This window comes from Rhizobium binae, assembly GCF_017357225.1.
GTDB lineage: Bacteria > Pseudomonadota > Alphaproteobacteria > Rhizobiales > Rhizobiaceae > Rhizobium > Rhizobium binae.
In genome coordinates this window covers 372,348-388,650 of the sequence record NZ_CP071604.1, presented here as the reverse complement: position 1 = coordinate 388,650, position 16,303 = coordinate 372,348, and the positions used below count along the sequence as shown (strand labels likewise).

Sequence of the window (16,303 nt, the reverse complement as noted above, 5' to 3'; positions counted from 1 at the left end):
ACCTTCCTGTCCCAGCAGAAACAATTTCTTCTTGAATCGGAGAAGAATCGGCCTACCTTCGATCTATCGGCAACAGAACGAAAGGAAGGTGATCCAATGTCTAATGAGATTTCGGACCTCGTAACGGGCATGGAAGAGGTGATGAAAGCGAGGCAGCCCTCGCTCTAAAACCCGCCTTCCTGGGGCTGCTTTGACAGTCCAGGCCAGTTCGAGGCCAAACTCATGGAAAGGGTCGCTGAGGCGGCCCTTTTTATTGCCCGAATTTTACTTTGACGAAAAGGAGAAAGTCAGCTACTCATAAAGTCATCCGATGACTTTATGAGTAGCGACATGCGTGCGATCAGCAGGACAAATCTCGCCGATGAGGCGATCGAGGCGATCCGCAGTGACATCCTCGGCAAACGCTGGGCGGTCGGCGATAAATTGCCGAATGAAGCATCGCTGTCGGCCATGCTCTCCGTCAGCCGCGGCACGGTGCGCGAAGCGGTACGCGTTCTCGTCTTCCAGGGCTATCTCGAAACGCGGCAGGGTTCCGGCACCTATGTCCGCTCGGTCAGCGATGCCGGCCGGCCGCTGACGATGGCGCGGCGCGCCAGCCTGCGCGACCAATTCGAGGCGCGCCTGGCGCTCGACGTCGAGGCCGCCCGGCTGACGGCGGTTCGCCAGACGCCGGAGACGGTAACGGAGCTTCGTCGGCTGCTTTCCGAGCGCGGCACCTATGACGGCGGCGATAAGGCCGGCTTCATCGAGCGCGACCTCGCCTTCCATAAGGCTGTCATCGCCGCGTCGGGCAACCGGGCGATGGTCGAGATCTATGATTTCTTCTCGGCCTCGATCGCCGAGACGATCGCGGCGACCCTGGGGCAGGATATCCCCGAACCGGATATCCAGGCTCATGCCGATATCGTCGACGCGATCGAAACTGGCAATCCGGACAAGGCGGATGCAGCGGTGCGCCGCTTCATGGCGCCGGTTCTCGCCGCCCTTGAGCGGATGATCCTGTCATGAGCGCGCCTTCCAACGATCTCGCCGCCACGCTCGACCCGGCCGACGAACTGCTGATCGATGCCGAGGCCGGCAGCCTGCCGTCGCCGCAGGCGACACCGGTGGGCGGTGCCGCGGATCGTGTCCTGCTCGGGGCGAGCCTCGTGCTGATCGCTTTCAACCTGCGCCCGGTCTTTTCAAGCGCCTCGGCACTGCTGCCCGAGATCCGCTCGGAACTTGGTCTCACGGCACTCGGCGCCAGCCTGCTCACGACGCTGCCAGTCGTCTGCCTCGGGGCCTTCTCGCCGCTGGCGCCGCGCCTCGCCCAGCGCTTCGGTTCGGAGCGCACGCTGCTCGGCGTTGTCCTGCTCCTGGCGCTCGGCACTGGTTTGCGCGGTCTTTCCTCGGTACCGCTGCTCTTCATCGGCACGGCGCTCGCCGGCGCCTGCATCGCCGTCGGCAACGTTCTGTTGCCGGGTTTGGTCAAACGGGATTTCGCCACCCGCACCGCGCTGATGACCGGCTTCTACACGATGGCGCTCTGCGCAGGTGCGGCGAGTGCCGCCGGGCTGACACTGCCGGTCGAGCACGCTCTCGGCGGCTCGCTTGCGGGTGCGCTCGCGATCTGGGCGCTGCCAGCGCTCGTCGTCGGGCTGATCTGGCTGCCGCAGGTTATGCGCAGCAGCGGCCAGGCGAGACGAAACGGATTCCACCTTAAAGGCCTCTGGCGGGACCGGCTTGCCTGGCGGGTGACGCTGTTCATGGGGCTGCAATCGGCGCTTGCCTACTGCGTCTTCGGCTGGCTGGTTCCGATCCTGCGCGAACGCGGGCTCGACGGCGTCACCGCCGGGGCGATCGTTTCGCTCTCGGTGATGGTGCAGGCCGCATCCTGCCTTGTTGTGCCGCATATCGCCGTGCGCGGCCGCGATCAGCGGCTGATCAATGCCAGCCTTTGCGCCGTCGCCGTCACTGCCCTGCTCGGCCTGCTCTTCGCGCCGCTATCGACGATCTGGCTCTGGGCGGTGCTACAGGGCATCGGCCAGGGCGGGCTGATCGCGGCGGCGATGACGACGATCGTGCTTCGCTCACGTGATCCCGATGTCGCCGCCCATCTTTCCGGCATGGCGCAATGCGTCGGCTACCTTCTTGCCGCCGTCGGCCCGCTCATCGTCGGCCTCATCCGCGGCTGGACCGGCAGCTTTTCCTGGTGCGCGCTTCTTTTCGTCGCGCTCGGACTGGCAGCGGCGATCAACGGCTGGAAGGCCGGCCGCTCGGTCGAGGTCCATGTCCGTGCGGTGGCGCGGTCCGGCTGAAATCAGCCTGCTCAATTTCGGGGCTCAGCGACTCATCACCTTCTCTTGATGCCGGTCGCCGGCCGCGGATGCTACGCTAAAGCGTGTCGCAATCTTTCAGATTCGCCTGTCACGCTTTAGGTCTTTGTTTTTACGCATGTCTTTATCGCAAAACCGCTGCACACTTTTGCGAGACATGCTCTATCTCAACCAGCATGCCGCACCGCCGGAGGAGAGAATGCGCCTAAGATTCCTGTTTCTGCTGGCCGCGCTTGCGGCGTCGCTGGCCCCTGCCCTTTCTCTGGCCCAGGAAAGCGCCCAATCCAGAGCAAACGCCGAAATCGGCGCGCGCGATGGCGTGCTGAAGCTGCTGCCGGCCGATTCCGTCACCGCGCACGAACTGACGATCGGCGGCCGGAAGATCGCCTATACGGCGACCGCCGGCACGCTCGATCTCTTCGGTCAGGACGGTGCCCTGACCGGGGCGATCTTCTACACCGCCTATGTCGCGAAAGACGCAGGGGCCGACCGGCCGCTTACCTTTCTCTTCAATGGCGGGCCGGGCGCGGCCTCCGCCTACCTGCATCTCGGGCTGGTCGGGCCTAAAGTGCTCGATTTCGGGCCTCAGGGCCGCGACGGCGCCAATTCGAAGCTGGTCGATAACGCGCATAGCTGGCTCGATTTCACCGATCTCGTGCTGATCGACCCGATCGGCACCGGCTGGAGCCGGACGGTCAAGGCCGACGACGCTTCCAATTATTACAACGTCAACTCCGATGCCCAGAGCATTGCCAAGGCGATCGCGCTCTATATCGCCCACAACAACCGTTCCAATTCGCCGAAATATCTGCTCGGCGAGAGCTATGGCGGCTTCCGCGCCGCCAAGGTCGCCTCCGTGCTGCAGGAAAGCCAGGGCATCGTCATCGCCGGTGCGGTGATGCTTTCGCCCTTGCTGGAAGGCCAGTTGATGTTCAATGCCGATCAGTTCGCGCTCGGCGCCGCACTCGAGCTGCCGTCGTTGGCGGCGGCCGAACTCGACCGGCACAACGCCTTCGACGAACAGAAGCAGCGCGAGACAGAGACCTTCGCGCTCGGCGACTACCTGACGACGCTCGCCGGACCGCCGCCGACGGGCGCCGCCGCCGCCACCTTCTATGGCAGGATCGCCGGACTGACGGGCATTCCCGAGGACATCGTCGCCCGCAACCGCGGCTTCCTCGGCAATTCCTTCGTCAAACATTCGGACGGGGGCAGCGGCGCGGTGATGAGCCCCTACGACGCTTCCTTCGCCGCACCCGATCCATACCCGGAATCGGATTACGACCGCGGCAACGACGCCATTCTCGACGGCTTCACCCGCGCCTATGGCGGCGCCTTTTCCGACTATGCCCGCAATACGCTCGGCTTCAGGACCGAAATGACCTATTCGCTGCTCGACGGCGATATCAGCCGGCGCTGGGATTGGGGCGGCGGACGCGGCGGCGGATCACGCCTGCAGGCCAGCGCCACCGACGACGTCAGGCAGTTGCTCGCCTCCAACCCGGCATTCCACTTGCTGATCGCCCATGGCTACAGCGATCTTGTGACGCCTTACGGCGTCAGCCGCTACGTGGTCGACCATCTGCCGCCTTCGCTCGCCGGCGGTCGCGTCGGGCTGAAGCTCTATCGCGGCGGCCATATGTTCTACACCAACGACGACCAGCGGGCCGCCTTCACGGCGGATGCCAAGGCCTTTTATGCCAAGCGGCCGGCGGCGCCGCCGGCGGATTGAGGACTTGCCGATGCAAATCACCGGAGGATGCCATTGCGGCGCGATCCGCTATCAGGCGGAAATCGACGCGGAGCGGGTTTCGATCTGCCATTGCACCGATTGCCAGCGGCTGACGGGCTCGGCCTACCGCGTCACCGCGCCGGCGCAACCGGAAAGCTTCACGCTTATTTCGGGTGAACCGCGCAGCTATGCGAAACATGGCGACAGCGGCGCCCTCAGCCGGCAATTCTTCTGTGCGAATTGCGGATCACCGCTCTATCGCACCGATGGCGAAGGCGGCTCGATCGGTATCCGTCTCGGCAGCATCGACCAGCGGCGGGACCTGACGCCAAAGAAACAGATATGGTGCCGGTCGGCTCTGGCCTGGGCGGAAAATATTCAGCCGCTGCCGCGGTTTGATGGCGAGGACTAGCTAGCCGAAGGAGGTTGCGAGGGCCCAACTATAACCGGCAAGGAACGCTGGGGTCTAAGGTTATCCATCGAGTTGATCTCAGCGCGAGAGAAGTTTCGCAATAAGGTTAGTAACTCAGAGCTAATTGACCATCTTTGAACCATGTCATCCTATTCTACGTTGTCGAGTCCCTCCGGCCGGCGGCACGGGTAGTGCAAAATGCCCCGCAATTTGCGGGGCATTTTGCTTGTTGGCCGGCTGCCTCGACATGGAGCGAGGCAAGATGTCGATCGGCAAACGCCGCCAAGACCCGGGCGTCAGGCCTCGATAATGTAGACGATCGTCAAAGCATTCGGATCGACGATAACGATCCGGCCATCCGCAAGGATGAAGAAGCGATAGCCTTCATACTGCGGAACGATCTTCACGATGCGCGGCGGCAGTGGTTCGAGCCGCACCTTCTTCGGGATTTTCACCCCGAGGGAGACCGTGAAGTCAACCTCCTTCACCGGCGCTACATGGACCTCCTTCACCACCGACCGAATTTCGGTCTGCTGTTCGACCGAGATGTTGACGTTGGTTTCGGACGAGCTCTTGTTTGTCGTCGCATTCTGGTCGGTCGACTGCTTCGTCGCATCGCCGCCCTGCGTGGTGGTGCTTTTTGCGCCTGAGGTGGCCCCGCCGCTGGTATCGGTGCTGCCAGATTTGGCGGCGGGCTTCTGTTCGGTGGTGGTGCCACCGCCGGCGTCTTGCGATCCGGGTTTAGTTTCCGTTGAAGCCTTGCCGGAGGCAGTTCCGCTCGTCGAGCTATCGGTTGAAGGCTGCTCGGCGCTCTTCTGGGTGTCCGAACTGCCGGACTTCTGCTGCGATGACTGAGCCTTGCCCTGTGGGCAGGCTCCCGAAGCGTCGGGGGTGCAGTCGGTGCCGGTCTTGCCGGAGCCCGCCTGCGAACCGGAGTCCGTGCTCTGGGAACCGGATTGGGCTTGATTGCCGCTCTTGGTGTCCTGCTGGGCTACAGCCGGCAGTGTCGCCAGCGGCGATACGCTGAGTGACAGTGCTGCCACGAGCATGGCAAAATGGTTGCTTTTCATAATTCATTCTCCAACGTTCGAACACGCCCTGCAGTCCGCATTCCAATGCGCCACATGCATGCCCTGATTATTTGGAAGGGGCGGCGGGAGCTGCCCTTCGGTCACTGAAGGACCTGGATCACCTTCCGGGAGGAAGGTTCGACGATCACACGCTCATCGTTGACGATCGCGTATGCATATTTCGGATCATCGGGAACCGGCGTCACGACGACGGTCTCCGGCAGAGGCTGTCCGACGACGACCTTTTCCTTCACGACGACGCGCTTGGTCGGGGCGGGAGCCTGTTGAACATAGGTGACGACCTTCTGCGGCGGCGGATCGATGACGCTGCCCGCAACACCGCCGACAATGCCGCCAACCGCCGCGCCCACCGGGCCGCCGACAACTGCACCCGCTGCAGCGCCACCTGCAGCACCAGTCACCGTAGATGACTGAGCGAAGGCAGACGTCGATGCCAATAGAAGACTAGCGGCAATTCCTACTGCTTTGATATCCATGTGTTTTCCTCCTTTGATGCGGTTGATTCCGCTGGAGGGTCAAACCTGAAACCGGAACAAGTGTTCCGGCACCGGGACTTCGTGCCGTGGACGTTGTCGGACTTTAGTCCTAGCCCGCAAGTACAGTCCATTACTGCGTCGGGAAGCGGCTTAGCATCCGGTCGTGGACGTTCTCCCCGCCCACGATCAGCGCGGCAACCGAGATGACTCTGTCACGGTCTGCGGCTTTTGTGATATAGCCTTCGAGTAGTACGACAGGGCCGAGCATCCTGATCTCGATGGCGCTGCTGTCGATGTCCGGATCGGCAGAAAGGGCTGCTTTGATCGTTGCGATGATCGAGGCAGAGCGATGACCTTCCGAGCAACGCTCCTCATGATTGTTGGCGCCGAACTTCATATCCTCCTCCTGATACACCCCTCCGCGGACCTTCACGTTATTTGAATCAGTATATGCGCAGCCCGTCCTGAGACGGCCAGTCCGACTTAGGTCCGTCTTTCCGTCGGCACGATCAGGCTAGGTTTCCTCATCCCTGCTGAAAGGACAGAGGTTTTAGCGATGTTGCCGTATTCAGTCAGAACTTCGCTGGTGAAGCGTTGTCGACCCATGTCGGGCGTCGCTTTTTGAGAGTAAAGGGGCTCTTCATGCAAACGATTGGATAGTGGATTGGCATAGAAGCGAAGCTTCGCCCTTCCTATGCTTGCAACGAGCGGTCAAGAAAAGAATGGTTGATCCGATCGCTTGGCAAGGTTGCCGGAGCCCTTGTCGCGGTATGGCCGACAGTGACGGATGGCGTTTCCTGGTTCATGACATAGGTTTTGACCTCGCCAGGAACGACAAGCGTCGCAGTCTGCGCGACCGCAACTCCCCCAAGTGATAGAAACACCGATACGGCAGAGATGACCAGTATTTTTATGTTATCCTCCGAGGGATCTTGAGTGTCCCGGCAGAGCGCTACCGATAGGATATGGTTCCTCCGCTACACGGAATGCCTGCGGGCATGTCGCTCCCGGATAGCCGGCGCGCGTCAGTTTCCCGGCCTTTGCCCGCTACAACCTGCCGCTGCTCGACGGCGTCGTGGAGATCGTATCGGCCGACATGATGGTGGAGGAGCGCAGCTGCGCTCCTTGTTTCGCCGCGACCGTTTTGATCGACCAGAGCGAACTTTCCAAGCTGGAAGGCGGCAAACTCCTGCCCGGCATGTCGAGCGAGACGATGATCCGGACCGGTGCCCGAACCGTGCTTTCTTATCCGGCCGAGCCGATCACACAAAACTTTCGCCGGGCGATGCGGGAAAAATTACCGCAACGCCCACGCTTCCAAGAACCCCAATCACGCCGCCTTGGCGGCGTGATATTCCTTGATGGCGACCATCTTGATTGCCGGGTAACGCTCCGCCTCGTAACGCAATGAGAAGGCGTCCTGGGCGAGGAAGACGGGATCGCCGTCGAGATCGCGGGCGATATCGCCGCGTTTGACGGTGAGGAACTTTTCCAGATCGGCCGGCTGATCGGCCGAGATCCAGCGGCAGACGGAGAAGCGGGACATTTCGAAGGAGACCGGCAGGCCGTATTCGGCCATCAGCCGCTCCTTCAGGACGTCGAGCTGGAGGGCGCCGACGACGCCGACGATCGCCGGCGAGCCGTCTTCCGGCGAGAACAGCTGGACGACGCCTTCCTCGGCCATCTGCTGCAGGGCTTCCTTGAGCTTCTTCGCCTTCATCGCGTCTTCCAGGCGCACGCGGCGCAAGATCTCCGGCGAGAAGTTCGGCACGCCCTGGAAGACCAGCGATTCGCCTTCGGTCAGCGTGTCGCCGATGCGCAGCGTCCCGTGATTGGGGATGCCGACGACATCGCCGGCATAGGCGGTGTCGGCGAGCTGGCGCTGCGAGGCGAAGAAGAATTGCGGCGCCGTCAGGCCGAGCTGCTTGCCGGTACGGGCGAGCCGCGCCTTCATGCCGCGTTCGAGCTTGCCGGAGCAGATGCGGGCAAAAGCGATGCGGTCGCGGTGGTTGGGATCCATGTTGGCCTGAATCTTGAAGACGAAGGCCGTCATCTTGTCGTCGGTCGCATGCACCGTCCTGGTATCGGCCACTTGGTCACGCGGCGGCGGCGCAAATTGTCCGAGTGCATTGATGAGATCGCGAACACCGTAATTGCGCAGCGCCGAGCCGAAGAAGACGGGCGTCATATGGCCTTCGAGAAAAGACTCGCGGTCGAAGGGGCGGCAGGCTTCGATCGCAAGCTCGGTCTCGTCGATAAACGCCTGCCGCTCATTTTCCGGCAGCCTGTCGGCGACCGCCTGCGGGCCATTGACCGGCGTCGTCTCGACCTCGGTGTCGGAACCACGGGCGGTGCTGTTCGCCAGATGATAGGAGCCGCAGAAGGTCTTCGAACGGCCGATCGGCCAGGTGATCGGCGCCGTATCCAGCGCAAGCTTCTCCTCCACCTCGTCGAGGATCTCGAAAGGATCGCGGCTTTCCCTATCCATCTTGTTGATGAAGGTGATGATCGGGATGTCGCGCATGCGGCAGACTTCGAAGAGCTTCAGCGTCCGCGGCTCGATACCCTTGGCGGCGTCGATGACCATGACCGCGGCATCGACGGCGGTGAGCGTGCGATAGGTGTCGTCGGCGAAATCCTCGTGGCCGGGTGTGTCGAGGATGTTGAAGACATTGTCGTTATATTCGAAGGTCATCACCGAGGTGACGACGGAAATGCCGCGTTCGCGCTCGATCTTCATCCAGTCGGAGCGCGTCTGCATGCGGTCCTTCTTCGCCTTGACTTCGCCGGCAAGCTGGATGGCGCCGCCGAACAGCAGCAGCTTTTCGGTGAGCGTCGTCTTACCGGCGTCAGGGTGGGCGATAATAGCGAATGTGCGGCGGCGGGAGACCGCCTCGGCGAGACTTTCGGCCATGGTGTGAATCCTGTGGAATTGCGGCGTATCTAGCGATTAAAGGCCGAGATTGCAATTGACCCCGGCCTTCACTGCGCAAAGTAATGGGCCATGACCATTCATCACGACACGCGCCCGACGCTGAACCTCATCCGCCTGGCCAATGGCGAAGGCCTCGACCTGCCCGCCTATGAAAGCAAGGGAGCGGCCGGCATCGACCTGCGCGCCGCCGTCGACGCGGATGCGCCGCTGACGCTTCTGCCCGGCAAACGGGCGCTGGTGCCGACGGGCTTCATCTTCGAAATCCCGGAGGGGTTCGAAGGCCAGGTGCGGCCGCGCTCCGGCCTTGCCTTGAAACACGGCATCACCTGCCTCAATTCGCCCGGCACCGTCGACAGCGACTATCGCGGCGAGGTGAAGGTGCTGCTCGCCAATCTCGGCGCAGAAGCCTTCACCATCGAGCGCGGCATGCGCATCGCCCAGATGGTGATCGCGCCGGTGACCCAGGCACGGGTGGCCGAGATCACAGCGGCAAGCGAAACGGCGCGCGGTGCCGGCGGCTTCGGCTCCACTGGCGTGTAATGAGGAAGCGCCTCGACAGCGCAGGCCTCACCTTCCGACAGGAGTATTTCGGCGATCCCGCCGGCTGGGCTGCGCTTGTCCGCCTGCTCCGGGATATTTTCAGCATCGATATCGGTCCGCAGCAGCGGCTTGGCGGTCCCGATCTCACCAGCATGCCGTTCGGCTGGTTCGATGCCGAGGGCGAGCTTGCGGCCAATCTCTCGGCTTTTGCACTGCCCTTCGTCCTCAATGGCCGGATCGTCCATGCCGCCGGGCTGCAATCGGGCGCCGTGCGTCCGCCATGGCGCGGGCGCGGGCTCTACCGTGACCTGACGGTGAAGGCGCTCGACTGGTGCGAGCGGCAGGGTTTCGAAGCCGTCATCCTCTATACCGACAAGCCGTCGCTCTACGAGACCTACGGTTTTCGGGCGATCGTGCAGCATCGATACGAAGGAGCGGCCCCTGCGCCCTCTCCTTTCGCCGGCCCCGCTCGGCTGCTTGTGCCGACCGACGCGGATGATCTTGCCCTGCTGCAATCGCTGCTGGAACGACGGAGCCCGGTTTCGACATCGCTCGCGGTGACAGCCAATGCGGCAATGTTTCTCATCAACACGCAGCTCGATCCCGATGTGCGCGTCAGCTTCCTGGAAGACCGGGGAGCAGCCATCGCCTGGAAGACGGATGCGGCGGGCCGCTTCAGTCTTCTCGACATCGTAGCGGCGGAGATGCCGACACTGGCAGAAATCCTCGGCGGGCTCGACATTGCCTCGGCCGCCGTCGAGGTGCTCTTCCGTCCCGACAAGCTCGGCTGGACGGGCGCTCCGCAGCCGTATGAAAGCGGCACGGTGCTGATGCTGCGCGGGCTCGGCGACGATGCCCAGCATTTTCCGGCGATGCTCTCGCCGATGGCGGATTTCTGACCCGTTTCGCGATTTACTTACCGCGCGAAAGCGGCGGCAGACGCCGCTTGACCGGCGAGGCTTTGATCATCGCGGTGTTGGTTTCGGCGCGTTCGGCGACCCTGTCCAGGAGGCCGTCGAGTTCCGCCATCGAGCGGATGACCAGGCGGGCAATAAAACAATCCTCACCGGTCACCTTGTCGCATTCGACGATCTCGGGAATTTCCTGAATGAGGCGCTCGACGATATGCAACTGCCCCGGCAGCGGCCGTACACGGACGATCGCCTGGAGGGGATAGCCGACCGCGGCAGGATCGAGATCGATGGTGAAGGCCTTGATGACGCGGCGCTCCTCCAGCCGGCGCAGACGCTCGGCTGCACTCGGCGAGGAAAGCCCCACCTGCTGCGCCAGCTCCTTCAGCGAGATGCGGGCATTGCCGGCCAGCGCTTCGAGAATGGCCTGATCGATTTCATCAAGCATCTGGAAATCGTTAGGCATTAGCGTTTCTTTTCCTTTTATTATTAGGCTATGTCGAGAAAGTTGATTCCTATTATTATATAATTTCGCCTGCAGCCGCAATATTATCACCGCAGCAAAAATGGAGGCGATCATGAGCGGCGACATCAGAAGAGGCACGGTGGAAATGACGGCAGCGATGCTGATCTCGGGGACGATCGGCTGGTTCGTCGTCATGTCGGGGCAGCCGGTCAGCGGCGTGGTTTTCTGGCGCTGCCTGTTCGGCGCGCTCACCCTGCTTGTCATCTGCGGCGCTCTCGGGCTGCTGCGGCCCGGCATCATCACGCTGCGCGCCTTCACCATTGCCGTCTTCGGCGGCATCGCCATCGTCGTCAACTGGCTGCTGCTCTTCGCCTCCTACTCGCATGCGACGATCTCGATCGCCACCACCGTCTACAACACCCAGCCCTTCATGCTGCTGGTGCTCGGGGCGCTGTTTCTCGGCGAGAAGATCACCGCCACCAAGCTGTTCTGGCTGACGCTCGCCTTTGCCGGCATGATGGCGATCGTCGAGGGGAAACCCCAGGCGGGCGGAGCATCGGATGGCTACGGTCTCGGCATTCTGATGGCACTCGGCGCCGCCTTCTTCTATGCGCTGGCAGCGCTTGCCGCGAAATGGCTGAAGGGCACGCCGCCGCATCTGATCGCACTGATCCAGGTCGCAACCGGCATGCTGATGCTGGCGCCGATGACGGATTTTTCGCAGTCACCTCAGGATGCCGGAAGCTGGGCGATCCTCGTTTCCATCGGCGTCGTCCATACCGGGCTGATGTATGTGCTGCTCTACGGCGCGATCCAGCGGCTGCCGACGCATCTGACCGGGGCCTTGTCCTTCCTCTATCCGATCGCCGCGATCCTCGTCGACGGGCTGGCCTTCGGCCACGCGCTGCAACCGATGCAGATCGCAGGCGCCGCCATCATTCTCTTGGCTGCCGCCGGCATGAACCTCGGCTGGACGCCGCGCTGGCTGCGGCCGCGGGCGCTTCAGGGCTGACGCGAGGCAGGCGGGCACGGATGCGGCAGGCATTTCTTCTGGTGATGGACCCATCAACGCCGGTCGATTGATGGCATGGCTCGGCGGATATAAAACTACGCGGAAGAGGGAGCCCACACATGAGCCTTGCCGCCTTGCTTGCCTATGCCGGAGCGCTGTTCATTGCAGCCGCCATTCCCGGACCCGGGATTACCGCGATCGTCGCCCGCGCGCTGGGCTCGAATTTCCGCGAGACCTTCTTCATGGGTCTCGGCCTGGTGCTCGGCGACATGACCTATCTCACCGCCGTCATCCTCGGCCTTGCCTTCGTGGCGCAGACCTTTACCGAGGTGTTCATCGCGATCAAGATCGCCGGCGCCCTCTATCTCGCCTATATCGCCTGGAAACTCTGGACGGCGGGGCTGCTGCCGCAGGATATCGCGGCGAAGAAATCCAGCAATATCGGCCTGTCCTTCCTGTCCGGCCTGCTGGTGACGCTCGGCAATCCGAAGACAATGCTGTTCTATGTCGCGCTGGCGCCGACGCTGATCGATATCGGCAATATCGGCTTGCGCGACTATGCGCTGCTGCTCGCCGTCACCTTCGTCGTGCTGATTGCCGTGCTCGTACCCTATATGCTGCTCGCCTCGCGGGCCCGCACGATGTTGAAACAGCCGCGCGCCCTGCAGGCGCTGAACCGGGTTGCGGCCGGCATCCTGGCGGGTACCGCCGCCTTCATCGCCACGCGGGCGGCCTGAAATAAACATCCGCCAAGAAACGGTTTTCAAAGCTTTTTTTCTCCGCGGCCGGCTCCGCCGGCATCAACGCGGGCTGGCCTCATTCGGCCTTTGCCCCTATTCTCCTTTCGATTTCAGAGACCGAAGTCCAAAGGGAGGCATCCATGTCGCACAAGCCCGGCCGCGGCCGCATCTATTCCTCGATCACCGAGACCATCGGCAACACGCCGCTCGTGCGCTTCGACAAGCTGGCGCGGGAAAAGGGCGTGGTGGCCAACCTGATCGGCAAGCTCGAATTTTTCAATCCGATCGCATCGGTCAAGGACCGCATCGGCGTGGCGATGATCGAAAGCCTCGAAGCACAGGGCAAGATCACCCCCGGCAAGTCCGTGCTGATCGAGCCGACCTCCGGCAACACCGGCATCGCGCTCGCCTTTGCCGCCGCCGCCAAGGGTTATCGGCTGATCCTCACCATGCCGGAAACCATGTCGGTCGAGCGCCGCAAGATGCTGGCGCTGCTCGGCGCCGAACTGGTGCTGACCGAGGGACCGAAGGGCATGAAGGGCGCGATCGCCAAGGCCGAGGAACTGGCGGAATCGCTTCCCGACGCCGTCATTCCGCAGCAGTTCGAGAACCCGGCCAATCCCGAAATCCACCGCAAGACGACCGCCGAGGAAATCTGGAACGACACCGACGGCACGGTCGACATCCTGGTCTCCGGCATCGGCACCGGCGGCACCATCACCGGCGTCGGCCAGGTGCTGAAAAGCCACAAGCCCGAAATCCAGATCATCGCCGTCGAGCCCGCCGATTCACCCATTCTCTCAGGCGGCAATCCCGGCCCGCACAAGATCCAGGGCATCGGCGCCGGCTTCGCCCCGAAAATCCTCGATACCGGCATCTACGACGAGGTCGTCACCGTGACCAACGACGAGGCCTTCGAGCAGGCGCGCCTCGTCGCCCGGCTCGAAGGCGTGCCGGTCGGCATCTCCTCGGGTGCAGCGCTGACCGCTGCGATCAAAGTCGGCAGCCGGCCGGAGAATGCCGGCAAGAACATCGTCGTGATCATCCCGTCTTTTGCCGAGCGTTATTTGTCCACGGCGCTTTTTGAAGGGCTGGGGAGCTAAAGATGGCTGTGGCCGGGCCTTTCCTAACCTTCCGCCTTCGGAGAATAGCGGGGCGCTTCGGCGCCCTTTCTGTTGTGCCGTCACCTGCATCCCAATCGAAGTGGGACGAGAGTTCTGTGGTAGTCCGTAATAATGATCGTCGACGTCCCACCTGGGCTCGTTGAATGCAAGTATTTGCCAACCTTCACCATGACTTCCACCAGCGTCGCAGCTAAACGATTCAGCTCAGTGTGCTCTCTGGCCTGCTCCGGAGCATATCGCGAGATGAAGTACTCACGCTTTGCCGTCATTGCCTGTAGATGCAGTGCGGTCTTCTTTCTCAGCTGAAGTTGAGCAACGAACCTTTGATCAACGAGGTTGTGCATCCGCTTTCGTATTTCCTCTGGAGCAACGCCCTCATGGCGCAGGAAGGCATTCAAGTAGAGCTCAATAGCGTGAATGGCGCACATCCGAGCAGGTGCCATGGATAGCGCAACATGCCTGTGACTCTCACTGAACAGGCATTTGGAAGCGAGAAAGTAGGCGTTCGCCAAGTCTAAAACTTCCAAGGCGTTGGCGTTTGAGCCCGGATATTCATTACTCATGGGCATTCCCGGTAGAGGCTTCTCATCCGTGACCTCCGATCGACTATGTCGAACGGACCGAAATCCTTCTCGAAATTTTTCAGTCGAAGCTAATATTGTAAAGAGCGACGAAGTGAGGAGAGGCCGTTACCCCTAACGGATAAGCAGCACAGGGGAATGCTTAATCGTCCGAGGCAGCAAGAATTTCGCTGAGAACGGCCATCAGCGCCAGCGCGATCGGCGAAGTGGTGAGGGCCCTGGCGACCAATGCGTCAAAATATCTTCACGCACCCGCCCTTTTTCTTAGGCCGCCGCCGTCAACCTCTCCCCTGCTATCCGGTAGGAGATCGCCTCAGCCAGATGCAGGCGGCCGACCGTCGGTTTGTCGTCGAGATCGGCGAGCGTGCGGGCGACCTTGAGGACGCGGTGGTAGCCGCGGGCGGAGAATTTCATTTTTTCGGCGGCGTCGCGCAGGAGCTGCAGGCCCGCGGTGTCGGGTTCGGCGAACTTCTCGATCATGGCGGTGGAGCAGCGGGCATTGGTGCCGATGCCTTTGGCGCCGGCGGCCTCGAAACGCTGCTGCTGGAGTTCGCGGGCGCGGGAGACGCGGCGGGCGACGTCGGCGCTCGCCTCAGCGGCCATCGGCCGGATGAGATCGGCGGCGGAGACGGCGGGCACGTCGATGCGGATATCGATGCGGTCGATCAGCGGGCCGGAGATGCGGGCCTGATAGTCGCTCATGCAGCGCGGGCCGCGGGCGCAGGTGTGGCCCGGCTCGCCGGCCATGCCGCAGCGGCAGGGGTTCATCGCCGCGATCAACTGGAATTTCGCCGGGTAGGAGACGCGGTGATTGGCCCGGGCAATGACGCATTCGCCGCCTTCGAGCGGCTGGCGCAGAGCGTCCAGCGCCTGCGGCGTGAACTCGGGAAATTCGTCGAGGAAGAGCACGCCGTGATGGGCAAGCGAGGCTTCGCCGGGACGGGCGCGCAGACCGCCGCCGACAAGGGCCGCCATAGTGGCGGAATGATGCGGCGTGCGGAAGGGCCGGCGGTCGGAGAGCTTGCCGCCGGAGAGCTCACCGGCGATCGAATGCACCATCGAGACTTCGAGCAATTCGGCCGCCGAAAGCGGCGGCAGGATCGACGGCAGCCTTGCTGCAAGCATCGACTTGCCGGAGCCGGGAGGGCCGACCATCAAGAGATTGTGGCCGCCGGCCGCCGCCACTTCGAGGGCGCGCTTGGCGCTTTCCTGTCCCTTGATCTCGGCAAGATCCGGCAGGTTGGCGGCATTGGCGCGGATCGACGGCTCGGGCCTCGACAGAACCTGGGTGCCGCGGAAATGATTGGCAAGGGCGATCAGGCTGCGGGGAGCGAGGATATTGACCTCGGCGCCGGCCCAGGCGGCTTCGGCGCCGCTTTCGGCCGGGCAGATCAGCCCCTTGCCGAGCGCATTGGCGCCGATCGCGGCCGGTAGCGCGCCTGCGATGGCGGCGATCGTGCCGTCGAGATTGAGCTCGCCGACGACGACATAATCCGACAGCGCATCGGCGGGAATGGCGCCGAGCGCCGCCATCAAGGCGAGGGCGATCGGCAGATCGAAATGCGAGCCTTCCTTCGGCAAATCCGCCGGCGCCAGATTGACCGTCACCCGCTTGGCCGGCAGCGCCAGGCCGGAGGCGTGAAGAGCGGCCTGCACCCGCTCGCGGCTTTCGGCCACCGCCTTGTCGGGCAGGCCGACGATCTGCATGCCGATCTTGCCGGGCGCGATCATGACCTGGACCTCGACCGGCACGCCTTCTATGCCCTGGAATGCGACCGTACTGACACGCGCGACCATCCGCCTACCCCTTGCCCAGCAAACTTTACTTACCGCCCCGCGGCCTTTAGGGCCAGCGGTTGCAATCTTGCATGGAAAAAAGAATAAAACAAGAACAGTCGCGGAACATATTCGGACAACTCAACTGACTTCGGTTGCATCCGATCATGCCCGCAGCCCCGGCTGCGGCCG

Annotated in this window: 16 protein-coding genes and 2 pseudogenes; 10 read left to right on the top strand and 8 right to left on the bottom strand. The window is 62.7% G+C overall.

Going from position 1 to position 16,303, the window contains the following annotated elements:
• The first annotated feature begins 330 nt into the window (after window positions 1–330).
• The 4 genes from J2J99_RS01900 to J2J99_RS01885 all read left to right on the top strand — a co-directional run bounded on the left by J2J99_RS01900 (window position 331) and on the right by J2J99_RS01885 (window position 4,459).
• Window positions 331–1,008, top strand: a complete 678-nt coding sequence (locus J2J99_RS01900) for a FadR/GntR family transcriptional regulator (protein WP_168295349.1) — start codon at window positions 331–333, stop codon at window positions 1,006–1,008.
• Window positions 1,005–2,297, top strand: a complete 1,293-nt coding sequence (locus J2J99_RS01895) for a CynX/NimT family MFS transporter (RefSeq protein ID WP_168295350.1) — start codon at window positions 1,005–1,007, stop codon at window positions 2,295–2,297. Before J2J99_RS01900 ends, J2J99_RS01895 begins: the two co-directional genes overlap by 4 nt.
• 217 nt (window positions 2,298–2,514) lie before the next feature.
• Window positions 2,515–4,047, top strand: coding sequence for a S10 family peptidase (locus J2J99_RS01890; RefSeq protein WP_168295351.1), 1,533 nt, complete (start codon window positions 2,515–2,517; stop codon window positions 4,045–4,047).
• Between the two features lie 10 nt (window positions 4,048–4,057).
• On the top strand, window positions 4,058–4,459 hold the full coding sequence (locus tag J2J99_RS01885) for a GFA family protein (RefSeq protein ID WP_168295352.1): 402 nt from the start codon (window positions 4,058–4,060) through the stop codon (window positions 4,457–4,459).
• 296 nt (window positions 4,460–4,755) lie between these two features.
• Here J2J99_RS01885 and J2J99_RS01880 read toward each other — a convergent pair whose 3' ends face one another.
• From J2J99_RS01880 to J2J99_RS34665, 4 genes and pseudogenes are all read right to left on the bottom strand, one after another.
• On the bottom strand, window positions 4,756–5,529 hold the full coding sequence (locus tag J2J99_RS01880; RefSeq protein ID WP_168295353.1) for a DUF1236 domain-containing protein: 774 nt from the start codon (window positions 5,527–5,529) through the stop codon (window positions 4,756–4,758).
• Window positions 5,530–5,630: 101 nt separating this feature from the next.
• Window positions 5,631–6,026 carry a DUF1236 domain-containing protein gene (locus tag J2J99_RS01875; RefSeq protein WP_168295354.1) on the bottom strand — a complete coding sequence of 132 codons (396 nt, stop codon included), beginning with the start codon at window positions 6,024–6,026 and terminating at the stop codon, window positions 5,631–5,633.
• Window positions 6,027–6,156: 130 nt separating this feature from the next.
• A complete protein-coding gene (locus tag J2J99_RS01870) occupies window positions 6,157–6,423 on the bottom strand; it encodes a BON domain-containing protein (RefSeq protein WP_168295355.1) in 267 nt (88 codons plus the stop codon).
• A gap of 382 nt (window positions 6,424–6,805) precedes the next feature.
• A pseudogene (locus J2J99_RS34665) lies at window positions 6,806–6,940 on the bottom strand (DUF1236 domain-containing protein); the annotation flags it as partial.
• A 101-nt stretch (window positions 6,941–7,041) separates the two neighbouring features.
• Between J2J99_RS34665 and J2J99_RS01865 the strand changes: the two are divergent.
• A pseudogene (locus J2J99_RS01865) lies at window positions 7,042–7,323 on the top strand (beta-barrel domain-containing protein); the annotation flags it as partial.
• 33 nt (window positions 7,324–7,356) lie between these two features.
• Here the strand turns inward: J2J99_RS01865 and J2J99_RS01860 are convergent.
• On the bottom strand, window positions 7,357–8,940 hold the full coding sequence (locus J2J99_RS01860) for a peptide chain release factor 3 (RefSeq protein WP_168295357.1): 1,584 nt from the start codon (window positions 8,938–8,940) through the stop codon (window positions 7,357–7,359).
• A 90-nt stretch (window positions 8,941–9,030) separates the two neighbouring features.
• Between J2J99_RS01860 and dut the strand changes: the two genes are divergently transcribed.
• Window positions 9,031–9,501 (top strand): dUTP diphosphatase, encoded by a 471-nt coding sequence (dut, locus tag J2J99_RS01855; RefSeq protein WP_168295358.1) that lies wholly within the window; start codon window positions 9,031–9,033, stop codon window positions 9,499–9,501.
• A complete protein-coding gene (locus tag J2J99_RS01850; RefSeq protein ID WP_168295359.1) occupies window positions 9,501–10,400 on the top strand; it encodes a GNAT family N-acetyltransferase in 900 nt (299 codons plus the stop codon). Before dut ends, J2J99_RS01850 begins: the two co-directional genes overlap by 1 nt.
• Before the next feature lie 13 nt (window positions 10,401–10,413).
• Here the strand turns inward: J2J99_RS01850 and J2J99_RS01845 are convergent, their stop codons facing one another.
• On the bottom strand, window positions 10,414–10,878 hold the full coding sequence (locus J2J99_RS01845; protein WP_168295360.1) for an Lrp/AsnC family transcriptional regulator: 465 nt from the start codon (window positions 10,876–10,878) through the stop codon (window positions 10,414–10,416).
• A 100-nt stretch (window positions 10,879–10,978) separates the two neighbouring features.
• On the opposite strand from J2J99_RS01845, the gene J2J99_RS01840 reads away from it, so the two are divergent.
• The 3 genes from J2J99_RS01840 to cysK all read left to right on the top strand — a co-directional run bounded on the left by J2J99_RS01840 (window position 10,979) and on the right by cysK (window position 13,733).
• On the top strand, window positions 10,979–11,890 hold the full coding sequence (locus tag J2J99_RS01840) for a DMT family transporter (RefSeq protein ID WP_205918678.1): 912 nt from the start codon (window positions 10,979–10,981) through the stop codon (window positions 11,888–11,890).
• A gap of 119 nt (window positions 11,891–12,009) precedes the next feature.
• Window positions 12,010–12,627 (top strand): LysE family translocator, encoded by a 618-nt coding sequence (locus J2J99_RS01835; RefSeq protein WP_168295363.1) that lies wholly within the window; start codon window positions 12,010–12,012, stop codon window positions 12,625–12,627.
• A gap of 143 nt (window positions 12,628–12,770) precedes the next feature.
• Complete coding sequence (gene cysK, locus J2J99_RS01830) at window positions 12,771–13,733, top strand: cysteine synthase A (protein ID WP_168295364.1); 963 nt, start codon at window positions 12,771–12,773, stop codon at window positions 13,731–13,733.
• A gap of 80 nt (window positions 13,734–13,813) precedes the next feature.
• Here cysK and J2J99_RS01825 read toward each other — a convergent pair whose 3' ends face one another.
• Both J2J99_RS01825 and J2J99_RS01820 read right to left on the bottom strand, forming a co-directional pair.
• Window positions 13,814–14,317 (bottom strand): hypothetical protein, encoded by a 504-nt coding sequence (locus J2J99_RS01825; protein WP_168295365.1) that lies wholly within the window; start codon window positions 14,315–14,317, stop codon window positions 13,814–13,816.
• A gap of 282 nt (window positions 14,318–14,599) precedes the next feature.
• Window positions 14,600–16,132 (bottom strand): YifB family Mg chelatase-like AAA ATPase, encoded by a 1,533-nt coding sequence (locus tag J2J99_RS01820; protein WP_168295367.1) that lies wholly within the window; start codon window positions 16,130–16,132, stop codon window positions 14,600–14,602.
• Between the last annotated feature and the right edge of the window lie 171 nt (window positions 16,133–16,303).